Here is a 24,967-nt window from a genome sequence, read left to right as displayed (position 1 = left end):
GTGCCAGTAGTTGTTGCAAAATACGCGTCCTGAAAATCAGAAACTGGCCGACGCTTTTTTAAAGTGTCGGTTATTTTTTTGGTTGAAAGACACATCATTCAATACCAAGAGGCCGGGCTTCGTACCGGATAGATATTTACTAAAAACCGACAGTGGTTGTCGCTGAGGAATACAAAGAAATGGGGCAATTTTTTGCTTACGCGCTGGCGTTCACCGTAAAAGGGGATAACTATGTCGCATAACGCTACTCCAAAAACCTCTCGCGTGGAATTACGTAAAACGCTTACGTTGATTCCGGTTGTCATGATGGGCCTGGCCTATATGCAGCCGATGACGCTGTTCGATACGTTTGGTATCGTCTCTGGATTGACTGATGGTCACGTTGCGACGGCTTACGCTTTCGCGCTGATCGCCATTCTTTTCACGGCGCTGAGCTACGGTAAACTGGTTCGCCGTTTCCCGTCGGCGGGTTCCGCTTATACCTACGCGCAGAAGTCCATTAGCCCGGCCGTTGGCTTTATGGTTGGCTGGTCATCGCTGCTGGACTACCTGTTCATGCCGATGATCAACATTCTGCTGGCGAAAATTTACTTTGAAGCGCTGGTGCCTTCTATTCCATCGTGGATCTTCGTTGTCGCGCTGGTGGCCTTTATGACCATCTCCAACCTGCGCAGCATCAAGACCGTGGCGAACTTCAACACCCTGATCGTTATCCTGCAGATGGGCATCGTGGCGGTGATTGTTGGCCTGATTATCTACGGCGTTATGCACGGCGAAGGCGCGGGCACGCTGACCAGCACCCGTCCGTTCTGGTCTGAAGGCGCGCACGTGGTGCCGATGATTACCGGCGCGACCATCCTGTGCTTCTCGTTCCTCGGCTTCGACGGTATCTCTTCGCTGTCTGAAGAGACCAAAGACGCAGAGCGTGTGATCCCGAAGGCTATCTTCCTGACCGCGCTGATTGGCGGCCTGATCTTTATCGGCGCTTCCTACTTCCTGCAGCTGTACTTCCCGGATATCTCGCGCTTTAAGGATCCGGACGCATCGCAGCCTGAAATCATGCTGTACGTGGCGGGCAAAACCTTCCAGTGGGGCGTGCTGATTTTCTCCAGCGTCACCGTACTGGCGTCCGGCATGGCCGCGCACGCGGGCGTTTCCCGTCTGATGTACGTGATGGGCCGCGACGGCGTGTTTCCGACGCGCTTCTTCGGCTACGTGCATCCGAAATGGCGGACTCCGGCGTGGAACGTACTGCTGGTTGGCGCAATTGCGCTGCTGGCGATTAAATTCGACCTCGTCACGGCGACGGCGCTGATTAACTTCGGTGCGCTGGTGGCGTTCACCTTCGTTAACCTGTCGGTGATCTCCCAGTTCTGGATCCGTGAAAAGCGCAACAAAACGCTGAAAGACCACTTCAACTATCTGGTTCTGCCGGTGTGCGGCGCGCTGACCGTTGGCGCACTGTGGATCAATCTGGAAGAGAGCTCCATGATTCTCGGCCTGATCTGGGGCGGTATTGGTCTGGTCTACCTGGCCTGCGTGACCAAAAGCTTCCGCAACCCGGTACCGCAGTACGAAGACGTTGCCTGATCGCGTTTGGTGATGTGAAAAGCCGGAGGGAGACCTCCGGCTTTTTTGTTTCTGGCGTTCCGCAGGCCGGGCAGGAGCCCGGGTAACCGCTACTCAAAACAGACGCTGCGCTCCCGGCACTCGTCGCAGCTTGGCGACCGGCAGATAACTTCCCCCTGCTGGAGCAAACAGCGCTGACGGTAAAAGAACTTTTTCCAGCGCATATTGTGTTCGTTCATCACCACCAGCTGCGGAAAGCAGTCGATCATCAGCAGGCGCAGTTCAGCGCGCGACGCAAGGCCCAGATCCTGCCAGAGATGGTTAAACGCCAGCGAAACCTCGGCGATAATCTGCGCCATCGGCCCGGCCTCCTGCTGCATCCAGCCCGCCAGCCACGCGCCCAGCTGCTGGCGCTCCTCCTCGCGGGTAGCGTTGAGTTCGCTCATCAGGCGGCGGCGGGTTAGCGCCTCGCCGTCCAGCGGCGTCTCCGCCTCGCCCAGGCGTCGCCGCAGCGCCTGCCAGTCGCGCGGGCTAAGCCCCATGCGCAGCGGAAAGCTGCCTTTCCCCGCGTGGTACAGCAGCCATAAGCGCCGCAGCCAGTCGAGCGGCGGCATCAGGCGACCCCCTTATGCGGCAGCGCGGCAGGCCAGCTCCCCCGGCGCTGCTGCCACCACGCGGGCAGCACTTCGGAGACCGGCCGCCATGCGCCGTCAACGCACGGTTCAATGCCTTCCTGTTCCAGCATTTGCCACGGCGTATGGCCGATACGCACGCAGAATACGGCTTTAACGTCCGCCAGCAGTTCGAGGATCGCTGCGAACCGGGCCGCGTTATCCTGCGGCTCGCACTCTTCGCGCCCCTGACAATATTTAGGCGTAAACCGTTCGTTGACCAGCACCATGCCGGCGGCCGAGAGGCTGTAGATAGAGAACCGGTCGGTGTGGCCAAAGTGGCAATCAATCACGTCCCCGCGGCTTGACGCCACGGCGACCAGGCAGGCGTCATCGGCTTCAGATTCGCCGCGGGTCGCAATGCTGGCGTGCAGCTGCGCGCGCTGGTGGAGGATTGGCAGCCAGGCCGGGAGGCTCTCCGGGGCCGGAAGCTGGGTAAACTGCTGGCTGCGGTCTTCGCCAAGCATCCCGATGGCGTCGGCGCGGCACTGGTGGCAGTGGGTCATCTGCGGCATCACTTCTCCGCACCGGCTGCGGGTGGCGGCGAGCGTCTCTGCGTCCGGCTCCGGCTGGCCGTTGAGGCCAAACACCGTCCCGTGCTCCGGCCTGGCGATCAGCGGCATAATATTATGGATAAATGCGCCGCTAGCCCGCAGCGCGCGGCTCACGTCGGCCATGCCGCTATCGTTGATGCCGGGGATCAGCACCGAATTTATTTTCACCAGCACGCCCTGGGCGGTCAGCCTGCGCACGCCCTCCAGCTGACGAGCAATCAGAATCTCTCCCGCTTCGCGTCCGCTGTAGCGCTCGCCGTCCAGCCATAGCCAGGCGTAGATTTGCGCGGCAATCTCCGCGTCGAGGGTATTAATGGTGACCGTAACGTGGTCAACCCCGACGTCCAGCAGGCGGTCCACCGCGTCGGGCAGCATCAGCCCGTTGGTCGACAGGCATAACTTCAGGTCCGGCAGCTGTTCACGGATCAGCTCCAGGGTACGGAAGGTGCGGGCGATATTGGCGAGCGGATCGCCGGGGCCGGCGATGCCGACCACCGAAAGCTGCGGGATCGCCTGTGCGACCTGACGCACTTTGACGACCGCCTGTTCAGGCGTCAGCAGCGTTGACGATACGCCGGGGCGGGACTCATTGCTGCAATCGAATTTGCGATTACAGTAATTGCACTGCAAATTGCAGGCGGGCGCGACGGGCAGATGCATCCGCGCAAAACGGTGATGCCCATTACGAGAGTAGCAGGGGTGCGCGGCAGCTTTATCGGCCACAAGCGGCGTCAGGGCGCTGTCATCCGCCGGGCGGCAGGCTGGGCCGCCAGAAAAAGAGGAGCAGGAAGTCATGGTCATACCTTCGTGGTTGGGCGATACCTTCCTGCTGCAAATGCTATACCAGAGGGGGTTTTTGCAACGCTATGAAAAATAATCGCTTTAACTGACTGCCGGCCAGGTAAAATTGTCGTAATTCCGCCGCGCTGGCGACAATGTCCTGAATCTCACATAACGCTTCACAGCCGCGGCATGGTGATATCCATGATCTGAATGCGATACGCCACCTGACGCGGCGTCATCCCGAGCAGCCGCGCCGCTTTGGCCTGCACCCAGCCCGCTTTCTCCAGGGCGGCAATCAGCCGCTGGCGCTCGTCGAGGCTGTTGTCGAGCCAGCCGTCTTCCGTCTGGCCGCCGTTGGGCAGCGCTTTCGGCGGGTTATCGCGATGGTTGAACAGAATCACGTCCCGGTCGATCAGGCCGCTTTCCGACATCACCGCTGAACGTTCGAGACAGTTTTCCAGTTCGCGGACGTTTCCCGGCCAGCTGTACTCCATCAGCAGGCGAATTGCCCCATCGCTGATGCGCAGCGTTCGCCCCTGGCCGTGGGCGATTTTACGTACCAGAAAATGCGCCAGTTCAGCGATATCCTCCTGGCGCTCGCGCAGCGGCGGCAGCGCGATAGGCATTACGTTCAGGCGGTAGTAAAGGTCTTCACGGAAATGCCCCAGCCGCACCTCCTCTTCCAGATGGCGGTTGGTCGCCGCGATGATGCGTACGTTGACGCGCAGGGTTTCATCGCCGCCGACGCGCTCCATCTCTCCTTCTTGCAGAATTCGCAGCAGCTTGGCCTGAAACGAGGCGCTGCTTTCACCGATTTCATCCAGGAATAGGGTGCCGCCGTCCGCCAGCTCAAAGCGGCCTTTCCGCTGGCGCACCGCGCCGGTGAACGCGCCTTTCTCATGGCCGAACAGCTCGCTCTCCAGCAGATTGTCCGGCAGCGCCGCGCAGTTAAATTTGACGAATGCGGCGCCGGCGCGCGGGGAATTATGATGAATGGCGTTGGCGATCAGCTCTTTCCCGGTGCCGCTCTCGCCGCGCACCAGCACCGTGGTATCCCAGCGGGAGACCTGACGGATAATGTCCATAATCTGCCGCATCGCCGGGCTTTTGCCGACCATATTCTCCAGGCCGAAACCGCGCGAAGGGGTACAGGCGCGCGTGCGCTCAACTCGGGGGCTCTGCTGCGGCGGCTGCGCGGCGGAGGTCGGCAGAATCATCAGGCGAATCGTCTGGGCCACCAGATTGGCGACGGTTTCGAGAAAGCGCGTGCAGGCGGGTAGCCGCTCTTCCTGACGCGCCATCGGCTGCGCCGCCAGTACGCCGATGGGCCGGGAATGGGGGCCCATCAGCGGAACGGCGATAAACGGCAGGTCGTAGTCGTACAGGCTCAGACGATCGAGAAAGCGCTGGTCATCGGCGACGCGCGGCAGCACCAGCGACTGGCCCTGCGCCAGCACGGTACCGACCAATCCTTCCCCCGGCCGGTAGCGAATTTGCGTACTGCCGGGCAGCGTCTGGTTTTCCGTTTGCTGCAGCGCTTCGATGCTCAGGATCTCCTGCTGGCTGTCGTACAGGCAAATCATCCCGTGCTGCATAAACGCATCGTTATGTAAAACGCTCAGCACCTCCTGCAGGGTTTTGCTCGCTTCGGTAGCGCGGCTCAGCACCACGCTTATCCGCTGCATGGCGGTAAACTGTTGGGAGAGATCGAAGCGCCTGACGGTGGTGTCCGAATCGGATTTATGGATCATTGCTCACCTCCGGTCAGGGTATCAAAGAGCGGGAATCGCAGAACGAGGCTGGTGCCTCCCTGCGGGCGCGAAGCCAGTTCAATCGCGCCGCGGTGGTAGGCGACCAGCGTTTGGATCAGCCGCAGCTCCATCCCTTTGCCGGGAGAGTTTAAAGCATCGGGGGAGTGGGCGTAGCGCACCTGCAGCAGCGGTACATTGTCGTTGAGATACAGCGAGAGCCAGCCCTCGTCCTCTTCGGCATAAAGCTCGATCTCCAGCGGTACGGAGGGCAGTTCAGCGGCGAGGGCCAGCGTCCGATCGAGCCATAAACTTAAGCAGGCCAGCATTTGGGTACGCTGGCCGAAGCCGACGAGATGCGGCGATGCCATGTCAACCCGCAGCCGCGCGCGGTCGTCAAAGCGGGTGCGGTAGAGGGCGTACAGGTCGTCAAAGAAGGGCTGAAGCGGCCAGACGGCGCTGCTTTCCAGTTCGAGAGAAGGGCGGCAGCGCTGCAGTCGCGCCATGGCCTCTTCGCCTTCGCGCCACGCCGCGTCCAGCGCCACGTTGCCGCTGCCTTCGCCGTTCAGCCGACGGGCCGCCGCCAGCATATTGATCGGGCAATTAAGCTGAATCAGCGCCGCGTCCAGCGACTCGCGAATGGCGGCCAGCAGCTTTCCGGCGGTCATCTGCTGCTTCAGACGGTCGAGACGGCCCTGCTCCTGCTGCTGGCGCTGCTGGGTGCAGTCGGCGATCACCACCAGCGTGCGCGCCGGGGCGCTGTCGACAAAATAGCGGCTGGCCTCTTCGCTTACGCCGGGCAGCCCCCAGCAGGTCACCGACAGCCAGCGCACCGCGCCGCGAACCACCACCGGCAGGATTTGCTCCGCGCCGGGCCCCATTTTGCGCGGTGAAATCTGGAGCTCGACCAGCAGCTCTTTTCCGCCGCAGTCCGCGCAGTACGTTTTGTAGGCGAGATTATCCATCACCACCCGATCCTGCTCATCCACCACGACCACGGCGGCGGGGATGTTGTTGAGCACCGCCTCCATCAGCGTCATATGATTGCGCAGGCGCTGTTCCAGGGTATAGCTGACGCTGATATCCCGCTGCATCGCCAGATAATGCTCCAGCTCGCCCTGGGGATTCAGCACCGGCGTGATGTCGATATCCACCAGATACAGGCCGCCGTCGCGGCGCTGATTAATCAGCTGGCCGCGCCACGGCTGGCGCTGAAGCAGGGTTTGCCACATCTGCTGGTAGATTTCTCGCGGCGTCTGGCTGCTGGCCAGCAGGCGCGGGTTTTGATTGAGCAGTTGCGCCAGCGAATATCCGCTCTGGCGGCAAAACGCCGGGTTGGCGTAGATAATATTCGCCCGGGCGTCGGTGAGGGAAATGGCTACCGATGCCTGTTCGACCATCGTAAAAAATAGCCCCGGATGTTGTTGAGTCAGCGCACCGGCAATCGCCTCGGGTACGGCGTTATCGAGCATCATATTCAGGGTCATCGCAAACTCCTGTGTCGCAGTTATGACAATTTGTCCGACACCGTGACGAGAACGCCGCGGCGTTTGTCGAATTTCGATAACCATGCAAAGCGTGCGCCCTTATCGGCGAGATAAGCAGAAACATTGATCCGGTAGGGGAAAACCCAGCGCTTTTTTCATTTTAAGCGGCCCGCCGGCCCCGCTGCGGGCGGCGGGCGGGCGCGGAAGCGATCGTTTTGGGGCAGGGGTGAGCCGCGATAGTGCAAAGAAACCTGGCACAGCCTTCGCAATACCTCTGCGAGAACGCGTGTTTTCAATCCCCCTTTCCGACAGGAGCGCAATATGGCGAACATTGGTATTTTCTTTGGCACCGATACCGGTAAAACCCGCAAAATCGCGAAAATGATCCACAAACAGCTGGGCGAGCTGGCGGATGCCCCGGTCAACATTAACCGCACGACGCTGGACGACTTTATGGCCTATCCGGTGCTGCTGCTGGGCACGCCGACGCTCGGCGACGGCCAGCTGCCGGGGCTTGAGGCCGGATGCGAAGGCGAATCATGGAGCGAATTCATCAGCGGCCTCGACGACGCCAGCCTGAGCGGGAAAACCGTGGCTCTGTTCGGCCTCGGCGACCAGAAAGGCTACCCGGACAACTTCGTTAGCGGGATGCGTCCGCTGTACGACGCTCTGCGCGCGCGCGGCGCGCAGATAATCGGCAGCTGGCCAAATGAGGGCTATGAATTCAGCGCCTCTGCGGCGCTGGAGGGCGAACGCTTTATTGGGCTGGTACTGGATCAGGATAACCAGTTCGACCAGACCGAAGCGCGTCTGGCGAGCTGGCTTGAGGAGATTAAACGCGCGGTGCTGTAGGCGTTAACGGGTAGCCGCGAGGCTACCCGCACAGGCCCGGCTGACGGGAGATCGTTTGTTCCAGCCACTGGCGCTGATGGCGCTGCTGGCTCTGCTGCCAAAGATAATCGCGCGCACTCTCCAGCGCCTGCTGCGGCTCCATGGGCGCGGCGGGACGAATTGCTTCACACCATAAAAGATGCCACCCCAGCTCGCTGGCGACGGGGAGGCTCAGGGCGTTTTCCGCCAGTGAAAACAGCGCGGTCTCGAGCTGGGGATAGAGCAGCCCGCGGCTAATCCAGCCCAGACGGCCCTCTTCCAGGGCGCTTGGGCAGTGGGAATGGCGGCGAGCCAGCGGAGCAAACGCGTCCCGGGAGGCGTTGATTTGCCGATACAGGCCGAGGATCCGCTGATGTACGGCTTCGCGGTCGCCATCGACCGTCAGCAGCAGGTGGCGGGTCAGACGCTGCTCCGGGCGCATAAACTGCGTCTGGTGGCGCAGATACCAGGCCTGTACCGTGGAGAGATCCGGCTGCGGTGCCTGGCGGGCGATATCGGTAAAGCCGACCTCCAGTCGGGCGTGATGCAGCACGATGGCTGCGCGCTCCGGCGGCGTAAATTCCCCCTCGTCGAGCCAGACGGCAAGGGAGGCGGCGATATTCTCCAGCAGCGCCGCCGGAATATCGCTTTCCGGGACCCGCGCGACGATCGCCTGCTCCATGCGGCACTGACGTTGCCAGGCCTGTTCAAAAGCCGGCGTATCGGCCGGCTCCAGGGCCGTGGGGTCGCTATTCCAGCGGCTGCGCGCCAGCCGCTGCCGGGCAAAACGTTGCCATGCGTTCATTCTTCTCTCTCCTCTATAAGGGTGATGGCCCGCGCCGGAACCCTGAACCAGCGGCCGCTAAAGTCCACGGTGTAGCTGTCGCCGGTCTCTCCGCGATCGGTCGCCTCGATGCGTCCCCGCTGGCCGGCGCTCACGACCACATCGCCGTTGACCGCAAGCGCCATCTGGCAGGTCACGCTATCCCCATATTGCAAGTTTCCGGCCAGCCACGGCTGGGTGATGGGGATCAGCTCCTGTTCGCGGCAGCCGATGATCCGATCGCTCTCCGGAAAGTGGATCTGGTAGATAATCTGATCCTGCAAAAAAACGCCCCAGTCGCGGACAAAGCCGGTGCTGCCGCGCCTGACCAGCAGCGCGCCGGGGGCGAAGCCCGCCACGGTGCCGTCGTTACGAATCGCGCGTACGACGCGGACCTCTTCGCTAAAGGTGAATTTCGGTCTCATGTTCCGCTCTCCTGAAACTGTTGCTGATAGCTCTCCGCGAGCAGTCGTCGCGCCAGCAGCCAGTGAGCGCGGGCGTTTTCCTCCAGCTGGTTTTGCAGCGGCACCTCGGCGCGCAGTTTGCGGTGAAAGGTTGCCAGCACCGGCAGGCTGCAGCGGCCAAGCAGCTCGGGCTGGTAGGGGACGGAGAAAAACTGGAAAAAGGATTCGGCGGAGCGAAGTTCGTCCACGCCGGGAATTTGATAAAACCACTCCATCATTACCCCCTCGCCCGCAGGGCGGATTCACCGCACAGCTCGTCGTAGATAGCCACCAGCTCATAATCTTTCGGGCTGCGCTTCCAGTTCTCGGCGAAGCGGCGGATGGCGGGCAGCAGCTGGTTAATTTGCGCGGCGTTAAGGTGATAGCCCATCTGGTCAAATACGCCGTTGACCGCCTGACGCCCGGAGTGTTTACCCAGCACCAGCCGGTAGCTGCGGCCCATCAGGGAAGGGGCGATCGACTGATAGCTCTCGCTGTCGCGCAGCAGCGCCGCCACGTGGACCCCTGATTCATGGGTAAACACCAGCTCGCCGACCAGCGGCTGCTGCGGGTCGATGGCGCGCTGGGCGGCTTCGGCGACCCTCTGACAGAGCGCGGGCAGCGCCGGAAAATGCACGCCGGTCTCCACGCCGAGGCAGCGCTCCAGGCCCAGCGCGACGGTTTCCAGCGCCGCGTTGCCCGCCCGCTCGCCGAGGCCGAGGATCGTCGTATTCACGCTGGTGGCCCCGGCGCTTACCGCCGCCAGCGTATTGGCGGTGGCCATACCCAGGTCGTTGTGGGCGTGCATTTCGATTTCCCCGGCCCAGACTTCGCGCAGGGCCGAGATTTGCGCCGCGGTGGAGAGGGGGTCGAGCAGGCCGACCGTATCGGCATAGCGCAGGCGGGCGGCGCCGCACTGCTGCGCGACCTCGGCGATAGCGCGCAGGGCCTGGCCCCCGGCGCGCGAGGCGTCCTCGCAGCCGATGCATACCTGCAGACCGAGCGTATGCGCAAGGCGGATAAACATCGCCAGCCGCTCCAGCAGCACCGTTAGCGGCTCGCGCAGTTTGTACTGCCGCAGCTTATCTGAAGCCGGAATCGAAATATCCACCCAGTCAACGCCCAGATCGGCGCTCTGGCGGATTTCCAGCGCGTTCATCCGGCACCAGGTCATCAGCGTCGCGTCGGGCAGCTGACGACGCACCAGCTGGATCCGCGCGATCTCCTCGTCCCCCATCGCCGGGGTGCCGACCTCCATCGCCGTAATCCCTGCGGCATAAAGCGCCTCGGCAATGGCGACCTTTTCGCTGGTGCGAAAGGCGACGCCGGGGCTCTGTTCGCCGTCGCGCAGGGTGGTATCGTTAATCAGCACGCGTCCCATCAGCCACCTCCGCCTTAGCCGTAAACCGGCGTGAAGACGGCGTCCGCCGGGCGCGGCTTGCCGTTGTGCCAGTAGGGCGACAGCGCGCGCAGCCGGTCGATAATCGGCGGCAGCGCGGTGACGACGTAATCGATCTCTTTCTCCCGGGTGTAGCGCGAGAGGGAAAAGCGGATGGTGCCGTGGGCGGCGGTATAGGGGATATTCATCGCCCGCATCACGTGGGAGGGTTCCAGCGAGCCTGACGTGCAGGCGCTGCCGCTGGAGGCGGCGATCCCGGCCTGGTTGAGCAGCAGCAGAATGGCCTCACCCTCAATAAACTCAAAGGCCAGATTCGCCGTGCCGGGCACCCGCGGCTGGCTACCGCCCATCACCATGACCGACGGCACGCTGGCCAGCAGGCGATGCTCCAGCCTGTCGCGCAGCTGGCCGATATGCGCCATTCCCGGCAGATGAATATTCGCCAGCTCGCAGGCCGCGCCCATGCCGACGATTCCGCAGATATTTTCCGTCCCGGCGCGCCGACCGTACTCCTGATGACCGCCGCGCAGCAGCGGGCGAAAGCGCGTTCCCCGGCGCAGATAGAGACAGCCTACGCCTTTTGGTCCGTGAAACTTATGCGCCGAGCAGGAGAGCATGTCGATGCGGGTCTCGCCCACGGCAATCGGCATTTTGCCCACCACCTGTACCGCATCGCAGTGAAACAGCGCCCCTTGTTCATGGGCCAGCTCCGCCATTTCGGCGATCGGGAAAAGCACCCCGGTTTCGTTATTCGCCCACATGGCGCTGACCAGCGCGACGCGCGGGCTGAGCGCGGCGCGGAACTGCGCCATGTCCAGCGCTCCCTCGCTATCCACCGCGATGCGATGGATCTGGTAGCCCTGGCGCTCCAGGTGCTCGCAGGCCGCCAGCGTCGCCGGATGTTCGACCGCGCTGGTGATAATTTCGCGCCGCTCCGGCAGCAGGGCGATGGCCGAGGCGATGGCGGTGGCGGTAGCTTCGGTGGCGCAGGAGGTAAAGATGATCTCGCTGGGATACTCCGCGCCCAGCAGCGCCGCGGTCTGTTGATGCGCGCGCTCCAGAGCCGCCTGGGCCGGTAGGCCAAAATCGTGTATCGACGAGGGGTTGCCGTAAAAGTCGGTCAAAAAGGGCATCATCGCTTCCAGAACCATCGGGTCCAGACGGGTGGTGGCGTTGTTATCGAGATAAACCTGTTTCATCTTGTCCCCCTTGGGTCAGTTAACCGCGGCTCAGGCCGCCACCACTTCCATATAACAGCCGGTACGTTCCATCAGTTTTTGCTGCAGCCAGGCCAGGGTCATATCGGTCATCATGCAGCCGCTACAGCTGCCGGAGAGGCTGACGGTCACCTGGTGGTTGGCGACGCTGAGCAGCGACATATCGCCGCCGTCGGCCTGAATATGCGGGCGCAGTTCAGCGATGGTCTCGACGACGCTCTGCCAGTGCGGATCTTTGCCGCTGGCCGCGGCGGGCGGCGTCTGCGGCGGCTGCGCGAGGATCTCCGCCAGCGCCAGCTCGATTTTTTCGTGGCAGGCGGTGCAGCCGCCGCCCGCTTTGGTGTAGTTGATCACCTCTTCAAGGGTGGTCAGGCCGTTGTTCTGCACCGCGCGGCGAATGTGTCCTTCATCGACGCCGAAGCATTTGCAGATCAGCTTGCCCTCCTCATGCTCTTCCTCCAGGCTTTCGCCGCGAAAGTTGGCGATGGCCGCGCGCAGGGCCTCCTGGCCCATCACCGAGCAGTGCATTTTCTCCGGCGGTAGCCCGTCGAGATAATCGGCAATCTGCTGATTGGTTATCTGCCCGGCTTCGGCCAGGGTATGGCCGATAATCAGCTCCGTCAGCGCGGAGGAGGAGGCGATGGCGCTGCCGCAGCCGAAGGTCTGGAAGCCCGCTTCCTGGATAATTTCGCTTTGCGGGTCAACGCGCAGCATCAGGCGCAGCGCGTCGCCGCAGCTTAATGACCCCACATCGCCTACCGCGTTGGCGTTGTCCACCACGCGCGCGTTGCGGGGATTAAAAAAATGGTCTTTCACTTTCTCGGAGTAATTCCACATGCTGTCAGCTCCAGGGATGATGACGGAAAACGCCGGGGCGCGGTTCACCGCAGGAGTGCGGTGGCGTTAACGAACTAGCAAATGCGATACCAGAGAATAAAATGCAATATTTTCAATTTGTTATATTTTGCCCTGACAAGATGCGCCCGACAGTGTCGGGATGTTTTGTGGGCTTTGTCACACAAACGACACGGCTAGCGGCGCGGGTCCGGTTCCTCATGCCACTCCTGTTCCTGCAGCAGACGGGTAAAGCGCTCCGGGTCGCGCTGGCGCGCATTTTTGCGCTGCCCTTTGTCGTACCAGTAAAGCTGGATCTCCTGCAGTAAGCCGACGATGGTAGTGTCGGCGGGAACGCGTTCGGCGCGGACGCCGACCTGCAGCAGCTGACGAAAAACCGCGTCGCCAATCGCCACGCAGAACAGCGTGACGCAATCCTCAAGGGCGTGGATCCGCCTGGCGATCTTCTCCGTCTGGTGGCCGTTCTCAACGGAGAAATCAACCACCCGGATCAGGGTGACCCGATCCGCCTTGACGCCGTATACCACCAGCCGCGGCGTGGCGCCAAAATGCTGATCGACATGACGATAGTCGGAACTGGCGAAGGCGACCTTCATAGACCACTCATCGGAGTGGACCATATCAAACTGACGGTTAATCGGCGGCATAGGCGCCTCCTGTGGAGAGTGAAGATTCGGTGTTCTGGCGAAGCGGCGATCGGTAGCGGGCGAGGTGGTGATGGCGCTCGCGCATCAGGTTTGCCAGCTCGAACAGCGTATCGCGCATTCCGCTGTATCCCTGACGCACCCGGCGGAATTCACCGAGCTTGTCAAAGATCGGAAAACCCGCGCGCACCAGCGGCAGCGCAAACTGCTCCGCCAGGTCGCAGGCGTGGGAGTTGGCCACCAGCAGGTCGGCGGGTTGGGCGCACAGCAGCGTTTGCAGATCCTCCAGATCTCCCGGCACCACGCGTTCCACCGGCAGCTGGCGCAGGCTGGGATGGCCGGTAGGAGCCACCAGCGGGCCGGGCTGCATCCCCTGACTGTTGGCGAAATCACACCACGCCGCCAGCAGATCGCCTTCCGCCGCTATCGCCATGCGCTGGCCCTGAAGCCACATATGACAGTCGATCATCGCATCCTGCAGCTGACCGCGCTGGCGCTCCAGCCACGGGGGAACGGCGCGTCCGGAAATTTTCGCCAGTTGATGAATAAAGGCGTCGCAGCGATCGAGGGTCATCAGGTGCGGCAGGGCGATAACCTCGCCCCGGCAGCGCGGGGCCAGCAGCGATGACGCGCGGTGGAGGGAGACGCCAATGGCGAAGCTGCACAGGCTTTGTCCCATCTGTTCTATCTGGCGCAGCGGCGTCCCGCCCTGGGTCAGCGGCGAGAAATCGCCTTGCGCCAGGTGCCCATCCATCGATTGCGCAAGGTCCGGCAGGATTATCGGCTGCAGACCAAAGGCTTCGACGCATCGGCGCAGCCACTCGATATCGCCCGGCGAGCAGAGGTGGCTGACCAGCAGGTTGACCCGGCGATTGCGCTGAGCGGGGCGCGGCGTCGGCGCAACCCACTGCTCAATGACGCTCTCGAGCACCGCGCTGAAGCCGTTTTCCATGGAACCATAAAAATCCGGCGTGTTAACGGTTAATATCGCCACGCTCTTGTGCCGGGGATACTCTTCGCGAAACTGGCGAACCACGCGGGAAATGTCGCTGCCCTGAGCCTCAGACAGCCCGGTGCTGAGCAGCACGATAGCCTGCGGCGCGTTGCGCTGGCAGAGGGTATCCAGGGCGGTGAAAATATTGCCGTCCGCGCCCATAATCGTCGAGGTGGGGTCCATCGCCGTCGACTGCAGGGGAACCGGGTCGTGGAAGTGTTGAATAAAAAAGACTTTGGCGAAGGCGCTGCATCCCTGCGCGCCGTGGACCAGAGGGATACTGTGTTCAATCCCGAGGCTGGCGAGGATTGCGCCGAGCGGCTGGCCGGTCTTGATCGGGCTGACCGCCAGCGGTTTATCGGTGCGGAAAATGTCTGCCATGGTGTACTCCTTAGTGCCACGGGGCGCGGGCATGGGTTTGCGGCCAGATGGGACTGTCGATGGTCTGACATAGCTGGCGGGCGAGGGTGACGATCCCCTTGTAGCCGGCGAAGGCGTGTTCGCGCTCCTGATTGATATCGAGAAACGGCAGCCTGGCTTTATAGGCGGTGTACATATTGCGTCCGCCGGCAATCATCAGGTCGGCCTGATAGCGATAGACCACATCCAGCAGCGTGCGGGCGTTGCCTTCTTCCAGCATTACCGCCTCTTCACCCATCAGCTCGCGGATCCGCTGTTTATCCTCTTCGGTGGATTTACGCGTGCCGGTTGCCACCACGGTCATGCCCAAATCCTGAAGCGCCGAGACCACCGACCAGGATTTCACCCCGCCGGTATAGAGCAGCGCTTTGCGGCCGCGCAGCCGTTCGCGCCACGGTTGTAGCGCCAGTTCCGCCGCCTGTTCCTCCCGCGCAATCAGCGCTTCGGTGCGCTGGCTAAGGTCGTCATCGCCCAGCAGCGCCGCCAGCTGGCGCAGGGCGTCGGAGGTGGCGCGGATCCCGTAGAAGCTGCCTTCGAACCACGGCGTGCCGTAGCGCTGCTCCAGCGCTCTGGCGACGTTAATTAGCGCCCGCGAGCAGACCAGCATATTGGCCTGCGCCCGGTGCATGGTCTGGATCTCGGCGAAACGGCCATCGCCGGAGAGGCTGCCGAGCACGCGGATCCCCAGCTCGTCGAGCAGCGGCTGAATATGCCAGAACTCGCCGGCAATATTGAATTCGCCAATCAGGCCAATATCGTGACGCTGCTCCGGGGCAAAGGGCGTGCTCTCCGGCCAGGGCGCGGGCTCGCGCTGACCGATGACCCGTTTCACCATGACCTCGCCGGCCAGCCGGTTACCGAGATTTTTACTGCCGTAAAAACCGGCCGCGTCAATGGCGATAACCGGTACGCCGGTGGCGGTCTGCGCGGCCTGGCATACCGCTTCCAGGTCATCGCCCTCCATGGCCGGTACGCAGGTGTTGTAGATAAAGACCGCCGCCGGATGATAACGGGTGACGATATGGCGAACGGCGTGAAACAGGCGACGTTCGCCGCGGCCCATAATCACGTCCTGTTCGTTGAGATCGGTGGTGAACCCGAGCCGATTCAGGGTGGGGCCGGAGCTGGCGCTGCCGCGGTTATCCCAGGAGCTTCCGGCGCAGCCGATGGGGCCATGGACCAGATGCGCCACGTCGGCAATGGGCAGCAGGGTTATCTGCGCGCCGTCGAACGCGCAGCCGCCGGCGGTGGCGCCGGGTTTGGGCGCGCTGCAGCCGGATTTTTGTTTATGGTTGTGTTCACAGGCCGGTTCATCCAGCAGCGCCAGAATTTCATTTCCCTTCATAGTGACCTCGTTGACGGTGGGGGATGAGGGGGAAGATGCAATTCGCGCTCCATAAGCGGCGCCTTGATATTTAAAGAAAAAGGGTTGTTGGCTTTGCGACAAAGCCAACAATCGGACAAGGGATGGCGGTAAGTAATGCTTTATGTCCTATCGCACTGGCATGGCTATTTGTTGCTGGAAGGCTGGCAGCGAGGGGGTTAGGCGCATCAAGAAGCCCGGAACAACCGTGAACGGAATATTCCCCTGACCGTAACGTGGGGAACGCGTCCATACGCAAAAAAAAGCCCGCGGGGTCAGCGGGCAACAAGCACAAAACAGGGATTAAAAAACGCGTTCTTCCAGAGGGTTATCCCGGTTAAGCCGCTTCGCCAGCCACGGTGGCAAACGGCCGGCCAGCAGCGTATTGATCGCCTCGCACTGCGCCTGAATCGTCGTCCCGGGCTGCGCTTTCATCGGGTGGATCCGGTGGCGGATCAGCCGGGCGGCGGCGGGCCCGCCGATCTCCTGACAAAACAGCAGCTGGCAGTCTTCAATCAGCCGGGCGCGCACTTCGCTGGCTTCCTGCTGGGTGGGCGCGGAGGGGTAGCGGCGCAGATCGTGCAGCCAGCCGCCTTGCTCATCGAACGCGTAGATAAAAAACAGCCGCCCCTGACCGAAATGGCCGTTAATCATCAGGCCATCCTGGGAGCAAAACGCCGCCAGCAGCTGCGGCGTTCGCTGGGCAGGGTGAACGATGCGTAAATGGGCGGGCAGCGCGCCCTGCAGGCTCGCCATCACCCGCGACCAGCGAGCGGGGGACATCACCGCCGTCGCGGAGGGAAAGCTGGCGGCCAGCTGCGGCTGGGTCAGGGTCGCCAGCCGCGCCGGGGTCAGCGTCTCGCCGCACTCCTGCGCCAGCCAGTCGACAATTTGCGCCGGCTGCAGGTCCGGCAGGGACTGAAACAGCGCCAGCATGCGCCAGAAAAGGGTATCGTTGTCGGACATCTCCAGCTCCTTATATCAACGCGCCGCGCGTCGCGCGCAGGCTTATCGGAAAGGTGGGGCGCCCCGGCTGCGGATTGACGTAGTAGCGGCGTCCCCCTTCCAGCGAAATCGCGCCGCCCCAGCGTTCAGCGTCGTTATGCTCAATCTGGAGCACTCGCGCCTCCAGATCCTGTTTCGCGATATAGGCGTACAGGTCCGCGCCGCGCTGACGGAAAATCACGATGGGCATACTCCCTCCTGGCCCCGCATGACGCGGGGCGCCTGATGGTTAACGGACGAGATCGAAACTGTATTCGGTTTTGCCCAGCTGGCTGGTATCGCTATCCAGTTTCTCCAGTACGGCGTTTACCAGCGTCGTCACAATGTTCATCGCCCCTTCATAACCCCAGGTTGTCTGGCGGTGCAGATGGTGGCGGTCGAACAGCGGAAAGCCGAGGCGGATAAGCGGTACTTCAAAGGCTTTGCCCTTCGCCAGGGTATCGCGCTGGATAAACTTGCCGTAGGAGTTGCCGATCATAAAGTCCGGCTGACGGGTGAACATCAGCGAACGGAAGTGCCACAAATCGCAGTTGATAAACACTTCGCTGTCGCGCCCGTACGGCGAGGCATCAAGCATTTTCTTCATCGCTTTTTGCCAGCGTTTGTTGGCGTTATGGCTCAGGATCACCGTCGGCTCGCAGCCCAGCTCCAGCAGGAAGCGGGTGAGGCCCATCACGAAGTCCGGGTCGCCGTACAGGCCAAATTTCTTGCCGTGCAGCCAGGTGTGGGAATCGAGCATCATGTCAACCAGCCGGCCGCGCTCAAGGGTGAGGGCGTCGGCGATCGGCTTGCCGCTAAGCTGGCTGACGGTCATCAGCAGTTCATCGGTAGCGGCCAGCCCCAGCGGAATCGCGACCTCGGTGGCGGGCTGGTTCCACATCTCCTGCACCACTTTTTTGCTCTTCAGCAGCTGCCACGGCTGCAGAAGCAGCGTATCGATGGCGTCAGGGGCCTCTTTCATCTCCTGCTGCGTGGTGCCGCCGGAATACATCCGATAATGGCCGTCGGCGGGCGTGTCGAGAACTTCTGACGGATCGGAGAGCAGGCTGCACGGCACCGCCATCTGTTCCATCATCCGCTTTAATACGCGGAAGTTGCCGAGATAGGTTTCAAAGCCGGTCACCAGATTGAGCTTCTGCAGTTTGCCCGGTTGCCCCTGGTAGTCCGCAGTGAAGGTTTTGGCGAAGCCTTCAAACATGTTGTCCCAGCCGGTGACGTGGCTGCCGATAAAGCTTGGCGTATGGGCATGGGGCACGGCGATGCTGCTATCGACGAAGCCATCTTTTTTGGCGTTGGCGATAAACGCCTGCAGGTCATCGCCGATGACTTCCGCCATGCAGGTGGTGGAAACCGCGATGATCTCCGGCTTGTACAGGGCGCTGGCGTTCTGCAGACCCAGATTCATGTTGTTGTTGCCGCCGAAGACCGCCGCGTCTTCGGTCATCGAGTCGGAGACGCAGGCGATCGGCTCTTTGAAATGGCGGTTAAAATAGGTGCGAAAGTAGGCCACGCACCCCTGGGAGCCGTGGACGTACGGCAGGGTATTGGCAAATCCCAGCGAGCAAAGCACCGCGCCAAGCGGCTGGCAGGCTTTCGCCGGGTCAACGGTCAGCGCCTCGCGCTGGAAATTCAGCGCTTCATACTCGGCGGTGGTGGTCCAGGCAAAGACCTCCTGCACGCGCTGGGCATCGTGCGCTTCCTCCAGCTGCCGCTTATTGCGGAACAGCTCCTGGTATTCATCCTGTTCGAATAGCGGATAGCAGCTATTAATTTTATCAATCGTTTGGCTCATGGTGTTCTCCTCCCGCGCCACAAATCGGTGAACAGACGGGACAGTGAGTGGGCAATCACGCAGACTTCAGCCACGGCGCGGTGAGTTCGTTCCACGCCGGGTTGTTCAGGGTCATATCCATATCGCGGGCGAAAATGGCGAAACCATCGTAGCCGTGGTACGGGCCGGAATAGTCCCACGAGTGCATCTGGCGGAACGGCACGCCCATTTTCTGGAAGATATATTTTTCCTTGATGCCGGAGCCGATAAGGTCGGGCTTCAGCGCCTTAACGAACGCTTCCAGCTCATAGCTGCTGGCGTCATCGAACAGCAGCGTGCCCTCTTTGAGATCCGGCAGGGTGCGGTCGTAGTCATCGTTATGGGCAAACTCGTACCCGGCGGCGATGATCTCCATGCCGAGATCCTCGTAGGCGCCGATGACGTGGCGTGGCCGCAGGCCGCCCATATAGAGCAGCACCTTACGCCCCTCCAGGCGCGGGCGATATTTGGCGATAATCGCCGCCATCTGCCCCTCATACCGGGCGATCACCGCTTCGGCGTTCGCGCGAATGGTATCGTCAAACTGGTCGGCGATTTTGCGCAGCGATTCGGCGATTTTGGTCGGCCCGAAGAAGTTGTACTCCATCCACGGAATCTGATGTTTCTCCTCCATATGGCGGGCGATATAGTTCATCGAACGGTAGCAGTGAACCAGGTTCAGCTTGACGAATGGGGTGTTCTCCATCTCCACCAGCGTGCCGTCGCCGGACCACTGCGCGACCACCCGTAGCCCCATCTCTTCCAGCAGGATGCGCGAGGCCCAGGCGTCGCCGCCGATGTTGTAGTCGCCGATGATCGCCACATCGTAAGGGGTGGTTTCAAACGGCTGTCCTTCGCGATTGTTGAGGATCCAGTCGCGCACCACGTCGTTGGCGATATGGTGCCCCAGCGACTGCGACACGCCGCGAAAGCCTTCGCAGCGTACCGGGATCACCGGTTTATCCAGCGCTTTGCTGCTGGCGTTGGCCACCGCGCTGATATCATCGCCGATCAGCCCCACCGGGCATTCCGACTGTATGGTGATCCCTTTGGTGAGCGGGAACAGCAGCTCCATCTCTTCAATCAGCTTGCTGAGCTTTTTATCGCCGCCGAAGACGATGTCGCGCTCCTGAAAATCAGAGGTGAAGTTCAGCGTGCCGAAGCTATCGACGCCGCTGACCCCGGTGTAGTAGTTGCGTCGTCCGGCGCGGGAATACTGGCCGCAGCCGACCGGCCCGTGCGAGATGTGGGCCATATCCTTGATTGGCCCGAATACCACCCCTTTCGAGCCGGCGTAGGCGCAGCCGCGCACGGTCATCACGCCGGGTTGTGATTTGCGGTTAGAGATAATGCACTTGCCGACGCTCTCCATTTGCGGATCGCTGACCATCATGTGCTTTCTGCGCTCTTTTCGCGCGGTTTCCGGGAACACCTCCAGGACTTCCTGGATCAGCGCCAGATTACGTTCGCCCGTTGCGTTGGTCATCATTATTGTCCTGTGCTCAGGCCGCGCTTTCTTCGGCGGCGGTTTTACCAATGATGCTGGTGTCTTCTTCTTCCATGATGCCGAACTCCATCAGCAGCGACTCCAGCTCATCCATGGTGCAGGGTGTCGGCACCACTTTCATGGTGTTGTTGACGATCTTCTGCGCCAGGGTGCGGTATTCGTTGGCCTGCTGGCAGGCGGGGTCGTACTCGATAACCGTCATTCGGCGGATCTCCGCGCGCTGCACGATATTGTCGCGGGGGACAAAGTGGATCATCTGGGTCCCGAGCTTTTCCGCCAGGGCCATGATCAGTTCGTCTTCACGGTCGGTCTGGCGTGAGTTACAGATCAGGCCGCCGAGGCGCACCTTGCCGGATTTAGCGTATTTAACGATCCCTTTGGAGATATTGTTGGCGGCGTACATCGCCATCATTTCGCCGGAGCAGACGATGTAGATCTCCTGGGCTTTGTTTTCGCGGATAGGCATGGCGAAGCCGCCGCAGACCACGTCGCCGAGCACGTCATAGAAGACAAAATCGAGATCGTCCTCGTAGGCGCCTTCTTCTTCAAGAAAGTTGATCGCCGTGATCACGCCGCGCCCCGCGCAGCCTACGCCTGGCTCCGGGCCGCCGGATTCCGCGCAGCGCACGTCGCCGTAGCCAATTTGCAGCACGTCTTCGAGCTCGAGATCCTCGACCGAGCCGACTTCCGCGGCCATCTCCATAATGGTGTTCTGTGCTTTAGCGTGCAGGATCAGGCGGGTGGAGTCCGCCTTCGGATCGCAGCCGACGATCATCACTTTCTTACCCATCTCCGCCAGCGCGGCGACGAGGTTCTGCGTGGTGGTGGATTTGCCGATACCGCCTTTACCGTAAATAGCGCATTGACGCATGGTCATGGTGACTTCTCCTGTGGTTGAGTGTTTGCCAGCAGAGAAGTGCAGGGAACATACCAGCCGTGCCTTTTTATTTATTTATCTGATTTTTATGAATTTATTAATTCATTGCCGCGCAGGGCGTAAAACAAAACGGCACAATAAGGCCACCAAATGTGGGAAACAGAACAATTCCGCCTGCCGGGGCCATTGTGGCGGTTTGTCGTCTGTTCAACAGCTTGTCGTCCCCTGTGTCTTGTTCCACGCAATCTCTCGGCGCGCTGCGTTGCCTTTATCTTCATAACGCGTTGAATTCGCGCTAACTCTTCGGTCATCCGCGAGCTGGCACAGGCTGTGCTTGAGGCAACAACTGGGTTTGCCGCTTATTTGAGGCGGCGAAGATGCCTCTCACCTTCGAGGATTGAACAATGTCCGGAAAAATGAAAACAATGGATGGCAACGCCGCGGCGGCCTGGATCTCTTATGCCTTTACCGAGGTCGCGGCGATTTACCCCATTACCCCTTCCACGCCGATGGCGGAAAATGTCGACGAGTGGGCGGCGCAGGGGAAAAAGAACCTTTTTGGCCAGCCGGTGCGCTTAATGGAGATGCAGTCGGAAGCCGGCGCGGCAGGCGCGGTACACGGCGCGCTGCAGGCCGGGGCGCTCACCACCACCTATACGGCCTCCCAGGGGCTGCTGCTGATGATCCCCAACATGTACAAAATCGCCGGTGAACTGCTGCCGGGCGTCTTTCACGTCAGCGCCCGGGCGCTGGCGACCAATTCGCTGAATATTTTTGGCGATCACCAGGACGTGATGGCGGTTCGCCAGACCGGCTGCGCGATGCTGGCGGAGAACAACGTGCAGCAGGTGATGGATTTGTCGGCGGTGGCGCATCTGGCGGCGATTAAGGGACGCATCCCGTTTGTTAACTTCTTCGATGGTTTCCGCACCTCGCACGAAATTCAAAAAATCGAGGTGCTGGAATATGACCAGCTGGCGACGCTGCTGGACCGGGCCGCGCTCGACAGCTTCCGCCGTAACGCGCTGCATCCGGATCATCCGGTCATCCGCGGAACGGCGCAAAACCCGGATATCTACTTCCAGGAAAGAGAGGCGGGTAACCGTTTTTATCAGGCGCTGCCCGATATTGTCGAAAGCTATATGGCGCAAATCAGCGCGCTCACCGGCCGGGAGTACCATCTGTTTAACTACACCGGCGCGGCGGATGCCGAACGGGTGATTATCGCCATGGGGTCGGTCTGCGACACCGTTCAGGAAGTGGTGGATACGCTGAACGCGGCGGGAGAGAAGGTCGGGCTGCTCAGCGTGCATCTGTTTCGCCCTTTTTCGCTGGCCCACTTTTTCGCTCAGCTGCCGAAAACCGTACAGCGGATTGCCGTGCTTGACCGCACCAAAGAGCCCGGCGCTCAGGCCGAACCGCTGTGCCTGGATGTGAAAAACGCCTTCTACCACCACGACGATGCGCCGCTGATTGTCGGCGGCCGCTACGCGCTTGGCGGTAAGGACGTTCTGCCTAACGATATCGCGGCGGTCTTTGACAACCTCAATAAACCGCTGCCGATGGACGGCTTTACCCTCGGCATTGTCGATGATGTCACCTTTACCTCGCTGCCTCCGCGCCAGCAGACGCTGGCGGTCTCGCATGATGGCATCACCGCCTGTAAATTTTGGGGCATGGGCTCGGACGGCACCGTTGGGGCCAATAAAAGCGCGATTAAAATCATCGGCGACAAAACGCCGCTCTACGCGCAGGCCTACTTTTCCTATGACTCGAAAAAATCCGGCGGCATTACCGTTTCGCATTTGCGCTTCGGCGACCGGCCGATCAATTCGCCCTACCTGATCCATCGGGCCGATTTTATCTCCTGTTCGCAGCAGTCCTACGTGGAGCGCTATGACCTGCTGGATGGGTTAAAGCCGGGCGGGACCTTTTTACTCAACTGCAGCTGGTCCGATGCGGAGCTGGAACAGCATCTGCCGGTCGGCTTTAAACGCTATCTGGCGCGGGAAAATATCCATTTTTATACCCTGAACGCCGTGGATATCGCCCGCGAGCTCGGGCTGGGCGGGCGCTTTAATATGCTGATGCAGGCGGCGTTCTTTAAGCTGGCGGCGATTATCGACCCGCAGACCGCGGCGGATTACCTCAAGCAGGCGGTTGAAAAAAGCTACGGCAGCAAAGGGGCGGCGGTGATCGAGATGAACCAGCGGGCGATCGAGCTGGGCATGGCCTCGCTGCATCAGGTGACCATTCCGGCGCACTGGGCGACGCTGGATGAGCCCGTGGCGCAGGCTTCAGCCATGATGCCGGATTTCATCCGCGATATTCTGCAGCCGATGAACCGCCAGTGCGGCGACCAGTTGCCGGTAAGCGCGTTTGTCGGCATGGAAGACGGCACCTTTCCCTCGGGCACCGCCGCCTGGGAGAAACGCGGGATCGCGCTGGAAGTGCCGGTCTGGCAGCCGGAGGGCTGCACGCAGTGTAACCAGTGCGCCTTTATCTGCCCCCACGCGGCGATCCGCCCGGCGCTGCTCAACGGCGAAGAGCAGGACGCCGCGCCGGCCGGGCTGTTGAGCAAACCCGCTCAGGGAGCGAAGGCGTACCACTACCATCTGGCTATTTCGCCGCTGGATTGCTCCGGCTGCGGCAACTGTGTGGATATCTGTCCTTCGCGCGGCAAGGCGTTAAAAATGCAGTCTCTTGATAGCCAGCGCCAGATGGCGCCGGTCTGGGACTATGCGCTGGCGCTGACGCCGAAGAGCAATCCGTTCCGGAAGACGACGGTCAAAGGTAGCCAGTTTGAAACCCCGCTGCTGGAGTTTTCCGGCGCCTGCGCGGGATGCGGCGAAACTCCTTATGCCCGCCTGATAACCCAGCTGTTTGGCGACCGGATGCTGATCGCTAACGCCACCGGCTGCTCTTCAATCTGGGGAGCCAGCGCGCCGTCGATTCCCTATACCACCAACCACCGCGGCCATGGCCCGGCATGGGCGAACTCGCTGTTTGAGGATAACGCGGAGTTTGGCCTCGGCATGATGCTCGGCGGCCAGGCGGTGCGTCAACAAATCGCCGATGATATGACCGCCGCGCTGGCGCTGCCGGTCAGCGACGAACTTAGCGACGCGATGCGCCAGTGGCTGGCGAAGCAGGATGAAGGCGAGGGTACCCGCGAGCGCGCGGACCGGCTCAGCGAACGGCTGGCGGCGGAAAAAGAGGGCGTGCCGCTGCTGGAGCAGCTATGGCAGAACCGCGACTATTTTGTGCGCCGGTCGCAGTGGATTTTCGGCGGCGACGGCTGGGCCTACGATATCGGCTTCGGCGGTCTCGATCACGTGCTGGCGAGCGGGGAAGACGTGAATATTCTGGTGTTTGATACCGAGGTTTACTCCAATACCGGCGGGCAGTCGTCTAAATCGACCCCGGTGGCGGCCATCGCGAAGTTTGCCGCGCAGGGCAAACGCACGCGGAAAAAAGATCTTGGCATGATGGCGATGAGCTACGGCAATGTGTACGTGGCCCAGGTCGCCATGGGCGCCGATAAAGATCAGACGCTGCGCGCGATCGCCGAGGCTGAAGCCTGGCCGGGACCGTCGCTGGTGATTGCCTACGCCGCCTGCATTAACCACGGGCTGAAAGCCGGTATGCGCTGCAGCCAGCGCGAGGCGAAACGGGCGGTTGAGGCGGGATACTGGCACCTGTGGCGCTATCATCCGCAGCGGGAAGCGGAGGGCAAGACGCCGTTTATGCTCGATTCCGAAGAGCCGGAGGAGAGCTTCCGCGACTTTTTGCTTGGCGAAGTGCGCTACGCCTCGCTGCACAAAACGACGCCGCATCTCGCGGATGCGCTTTTTAGCAGAACCGAGGAGGATGCGCGCGCCCGCTTTGCTCAGTATCGGCGGCTGGCCGGTGAGGAGTAGGGGCCGGC

General features: G+C 61.5%; 22 protein-coding genes. 4 read left to right on the top strand and 18 right to left on the bottom strand.

What is annotated here, in order from left to right; all coding sequences use genetic code 11:
- Positions 1-179: 179 nt before the first annotated feature.
- Both yoeI and MKleb_RS17910 read left to right on the top strand, forming a co-directional pair.
- Positions 180-242: a membrane protein YoeI gene (gene yoeI / locus MKleb_RS30325; protein WP_096335043.1), complete on the top strand. Its 63-nt coding sequence runs from the start codon at positions 180-182 to the stop codon at positions 240-242.
- Positions 232-1,590: an APC family permease gene (locus MKleb_RS17910; protein ID WP_014838930.1), complete on the top strand. Its 1,359-nt coding sequence runs from the start codon at positions 232-234 to the stop codon at positions 1,588-1,590. Before yoeI ends, MKleb_RS17910 begins: the two co-directional genes overlap by 11 nt.
- Before the next feature lie 89 nt (positions 1,591-1,679).
- Here the strand turns inward: MKleb_RS17910 and MKleb_RS17905 are convergent, their stop codons facing one another.
- The 4 genes from MKleb_RS17905 to nifL all read right to left on the bottom strand — a co-directional run bounded on the left by MKleb_RS17905 (position 1,680) and on the right by nifL (position 6,812).
- Positions 1,680-2,183 (bottom strand): nitrogen fixation protein NifQ, encoded by a 504-nt coding sequence (locus MKleb_RS17905; protein WP_025107738.1) that lies wholly within the window; start codon positions 2,181-2,183, stop codon positions 1,680-1,682.
- Positions 2,183-3,589 (bottom strand): nitrogenase cofactor biosynthesis protein NifB, encoded by a 1,407-nt coding sequence (nifB, locus tag MKleb_RS17900; RefSeq protein WP_014230038.1) that lies wholly within the window; start codon positions 3,587-3,589, stop codon positions 2,183-2,185. The genes MKleb_RS17905 and nifB overlap by 1 nt, the downstream gene beginning before the upstream one ends.
- A gap of 164 nt (positions 3,590-3,753) precedes the next feature.
- Entirely contained in the window at positions 3,754-5,328 is a 1,575-nt protein-coding gene (gene nifA, locus MKleb_RS17895) for a nif-specific transcriptional activator NifA (RefSeq protein WP_025107737.1), read from the bottom strand.
- The gene (nifL, locus tag MKleb_RS17890) at positions 5,325-6,812 is read right to left on the bottom strand and encodes a nitrogen fixation negative regulator NifL (protein ID WP_025107736.1); all 1,488 of its coding nucleotides are present in this window, start codon (positions 6,810-6,812) and stop codon (positions 5,325-5,327) included. Before nifL ends, nifA begins: the two co-directional genes overlap by 4 nt.
- A gap of 321 nt (positions 6,813-7,133) precedes the next feature.
- Between nifL and MKleb_RS17885 the strand changes: the two genes are divergently transcribed.
- Positions 7,134-7,664: a flavodoxin gene (locus tag MKleb_RS17885; protein WP_025107735.1), complete on the top strand. Its 531-nt coding sequence runs from the start codon at positions 7,134-7,136 to the stop codon at positions 7,662-7,664.
- Between the two features lie 22 nt (positions 7,665-7,686).
- Here MKleb_RS17885 and nifM read toward each other — a convergent pair whose 3' ends face one another.
- The 14 genes from nifM to nifH all read right to left on the bottom strand — a co-directional run bounded on the left by nifM (position 7,687) and on the right by nifH (position 21,039).
- Entirely contained in the window at positions 7,687-8,487 is an 801-nt protein-coding gene (nifM, locus tag MKleb_RS17880; RefSeq protein WP_014230034.1) for a nitrogen fixation protein NifM, read from the bottom strand.
- Complete coding sequence (locus MKleb_RS17875; RefSeq protein ID WP_025107734.1) at positions 8,484-8,930, bottom strand: nitrogen fixation protein NifZ; 447 nt, start codon at positions 8,928-8,930, stop codon at positions 8,484-8,486. Before MKleb_RS17875 ends, nifM begins: the two co-directional genes overlap by 4 nt.
- On the bottom strand, positions 8,927-9,187 hold the full coding sequence (locus MKleb_RS17870) for a nitrogenase-stabilizing/protective protein NifW (RefSeq protein WP_033837158.1): 261 nt from the start codon (positions 9,185-9,187) through the stop codon (positions 8,927-8,929). The genes MKleb_RS17875 and MKleb_RS17870 overlap by 4 nt, the downstream gene beginning before the upstream one ends.
- Positions 9,187-10,329, bottom strand: a complete 1,143-nt coding sequence (gene nifV, locus MKleb_RS17865; protein ID WP_025107732.1) for a homocitrate synthase — start codon at positions 10,327-10,329, stop codon at positions 9,187-9,189. Before nifV ends, MKleb_RS17870 begins: the two co-directional genes overlap by 1 nt.
- Before the next feature lie 14 nt (positions 10,330-10,343).
- Positions 10,344-11,546 (bottom strand): cysteine desulfurase NifS, encoded by a 1,203-nt coding sequence (gene nifS, locus MKleb_RS17860; RefSeq protein WP_025107731.1) that lies wholly within the window; start codon positions 11,544-11,546, stop codon positions 10,344-10,346.
- Positions 11,547-11,576: 30 nt separating this feature from the next.
- Positions 11,577-12,401, bottom strand: a complete 825-nt coding sequence (nifU, locus tag MKleb_RS17855; protein ID WP_014230029.1) for a Fe-S cluster assembly protein NifU — start codon at positions 12,399-12,401, stop codon at positions 11,577-11,579.
- Positions 12,402-12,595: 194 nt separating this feature from the next.
- Complete coding sequence (locus MKleb_RS17850) at positions 12,596-13,066, bottom strand: NifB/NifX family molybdenum-iron cluster-binding protein (protein ID WP_014230028.1); 471 nt, start codon at positions 13,064-13,066, stop codon at positions 12,596-12,598.
- Positions 13,053-14,438: a nitrogenase iron-molybdenum cofactor biosynthesis protein NifN gene (gene nifN, locus MKleb_RS17845; protein WP_025107730.1), complete on the bottom strand. Its 1,386-nt coding sequence runs from the start codon at positions 14,436-14,438 to the stop codon at positions 13,053-13,055. The genes MKleb_RS17850 and nifN overlap by 14 nt, the downstream gene beginning before the upstream one ends.
- Positions 14,439-14,448: 10 nt before the next feature.
- Complete coding sequence (gene nifE, locus MKleb_RS17840; protein WP_025107729.1) at positions 14,449-15,822, bottom strand: nitrogenase iron-molybdenum cofactor biosynthesis protein NifE; 1,374 nt, start codon at positions 15,820-15,822, stop codon at positions 14,449-14,451.
- Positions 15,823-16,143: 321 nt separating this feature from the next.
- Positions 16,144-16,806: a NifB/NifX family molybdenum-iron cluster-binding protein gene (locus MKleb_RS17835; protein WP_025107728.1), complete on the bottom strand. Its 663-nt coding sequence runs from the start codon at positions 16,804-16,806 to the stop codon at positions 16,144-16,146.
- 10 nt (positions 16,807-16,816) lie between these two features.
- Positions 16,817-17,035, bottom strand: coding sequence for a putative nitrogen fixation protein NifT (gene nifT / locus MKleb_RS17830; RefSeq protein ID WP_163586355.1), 219 nt, complete (start codon positions 17,033-17,035; stop codon positions 16,817-16,819).
- 39 nt (positions 17,036-17,074) lie between these two features.
- Positions 17,075-18,637, bottom strand: coding sequence for a nitrogenase molybdenum-iron protein subunit beta (nifK, locus tag MKleb_RS17825; RefSeq protein ID WP_217076038.1), 1,563 nt, complete (start codon positions 18,635-18,637; stop codon positions 17,075-17,077).
- A 55-nt stretch (positions 18,638-18,692) separates the two neighbouring features.
- Positions 18,693-20,141, bottom strand: a complete 1,449-nt coding sequence (gene nifD, locus MKleb_RS17820; protein ID WP_014230022.1) for a nitrogenase molybdenum-iron protein alpha chain — start codon at positions 20,139-20,141, stop codon at positions 18,693-18,695.
- A gap of 16 nt (positions 20,142-20,157) precedes the next feature.
- Complete coding sequence (gene nifH / locus MKleb_RS17815; protein ID WP_004852391.1) at positions 20,158-21,039, bottom strand: nitrogenase iron protein; 882 nt, start codon at positions 21,037-21,039, stop codon at positions 20,158-20,160.
- Positions 21,040-21,443: 404 nt separating this feature from the next.
- Here nifH and nifJ point away from each other — a divergent pair, with 404 nt between their 5' ends.
- Positions 21,444-24,959, top strand: a complete 3,516-nt coding sequence (nifJ, locus tag MKleb_RS17810; protein ID WP_025107725.1) for a pyruvate:ferredoxin (flavodoxin) oxidoreductase — start codon at positions 21,444-21,446, stop codon at positions 24,957-24,959.
- Positions 24,960-24,967: the final 8 nt, after the last annotated feature.

Origin of the sequence: Klebsiella sp. PL-2018, from assembly GCF_019048985.1 — a bacterium.
GTDB lineage: Bacteria > Pseudomonadota > Gammaproteobacteria > Enterobacterales > Enterobacteriaceae > Klebsiella > Klebsiella michiganensis.
Note: the sequence above shows the minus strand (reverse complement) of the source record. Positions and strands in the feature narration are given on the sequence as shown.

What these genes read in the sequence shown, in the direction of transcription:
- MKleb_RS17875 (WP_025107734.1), bottom strand. Translation starts at nt 8,930, where the DNA reads ATGAGACCGAAATTCACCTTTAGCGAAGAGGTCCGCGTCGTACGCGCG.
- nifD (WP_014230022.1), bottom strand. Translation starts at nt 20,141, where the DNA reads ATGACCAACGCAACGGGCGAACGTAATCTGGCGCTGATCCAGGAAGTC.
- MKleb_RS17870 (WP_033837158.1), bottom strand. Translation starts at nt 9,187, where the DNA reads ATGATGGAGTGGTTTTATCAAATTCCCGGCGTGGACGAACTTCGCTCC.
- nifV (WP_025107732.1), bottom strand. Translation starts at nt 10,329, where the DNA reads ATGGGACGCGTGCTGATTAACGATACCACCCTGCGCGACGGCGAACAG.
- nifU (WP_014230029.1), bottom strand. Translation starts at nt 12,401, where the DNA reads ATGTGGAATTACTCCGAGAAAGTGAAAGACCATTTTTTTAATCCCCGC.
- nifK (WP_217076038.1), bottom strand. Translation starts at nt 18,637, where the DNA reads ATGAGCCAAACGATTGATAAAATTAATAGCTGCTATCCGCTATTCGAA.
- nifA (WP_025107737.1), bottom strand. Translation starts at nt 5,328, where the DNA reads ATGATCCATAAATCCGATTCGGACACCACCGTCAGGCGCTTCGATCTC.
- nifT (WP_163586355.1), bottom strand. Translation starts at nt 17,035, where the DNA reads ATGCCCATCGTGATTTTCCGTCAGCGCGGCGCGGACCTGTACGCCTAT.
- nifS (WP_025107731.1), bottom strand. Translation starts at nt 11,546, where the DNA reads ATGAAACAGGTTTATCTCGATAACAACGCCACCACCCGTCTGGACCCG.
- MKleb_RS17905 (WP_025107738.1), bottom strand. Translation starts at nt 2,183, where the DNA reads ATGCCGCCGCTCGACTGGCTGCGGCGCTTATGGCTGCTGTACCACGCG.
- MKleb_RS17850 (WP_014230028.1), bottom strand. Translation starts at nt 13,066, where the DNA reads ATGCCGCCGATTAACCGTCAGTTTGATATGGTCCACTCCGATGAGTGG.
- nifB (WP_014230038.1), bottom strand. Translation starts at nt 3,589, where the DNA reads ATGACTTCCTGCTCCTCTTTTTCTGGCGGCCCAGCCTGCCGCCCGGCG.
- nifL (WP_025107736.1), bottom strand. Translation starts at nt 6,812, where the DNA reads ATGACCCTGAATATGATGCTCGATAACGCCGTACCCGAGGCGATTGCC.
- nifE (WP_025107729.1), bottom strand. Translation starts at nt 15,822, where the DNA reads ATGAAGGGAAATGAAATTCTGGCGCTGCTGGATGAACCGGCCTGTGAA.
- nifJ (WP_025107725.1), top strand. Translation starts at nt 21,444, where the DNA reads ATGTCCGGAAAAATGAAAACAATGGATGGCAACGCCGCGGCGGCCTGG.
- nifH (WP_004852391.1), bottom strand. Translation starts at nt 21,039, where the DNA reads ATGACCATGCGTCAATGCGCTATTTACGGTAAAGGCGGTATCGGCAAA.
- MKleb_RS17835 (WP_025107728.1), bottom strand. Translation starts at nt 16,806, where the DNA reads ATGTCCGACAACGATACCCTTTTCTGGCGCATGCTGGCGCTGTTTCAG.
- MKleb_RS17885 (WP_025107735.1), top strand. Translation starts at nt 7,134, where the DNA reads ATGGCGAACATTGGTATTTTCTTTGGCACCGATACCGGTAAAACCCGC.
- MKleb_RS17910 (WP_014838930.1), top strand. Translation starts at nt 232, where the DNA reads ATGTCGCATAACGCTACTCCAAAAACCTCTCGCGTGGAATTACGTAAA.
- nifN (WP_025107730.1), bottom strand. Translation starts at nt 14,438, where the DNA reads ATGGCAGACATTTTCCGCACCGATAAACCGCTGGCGGTCAGCCCGATC.
- nifM (WP_014230034.1), bottom strand. Translation starts at nt 8,487, where the DNA reads ATGAACGCATGGCAACGTTTTGCCCGGCAGCGGCTGGCGCGCAGCCGC.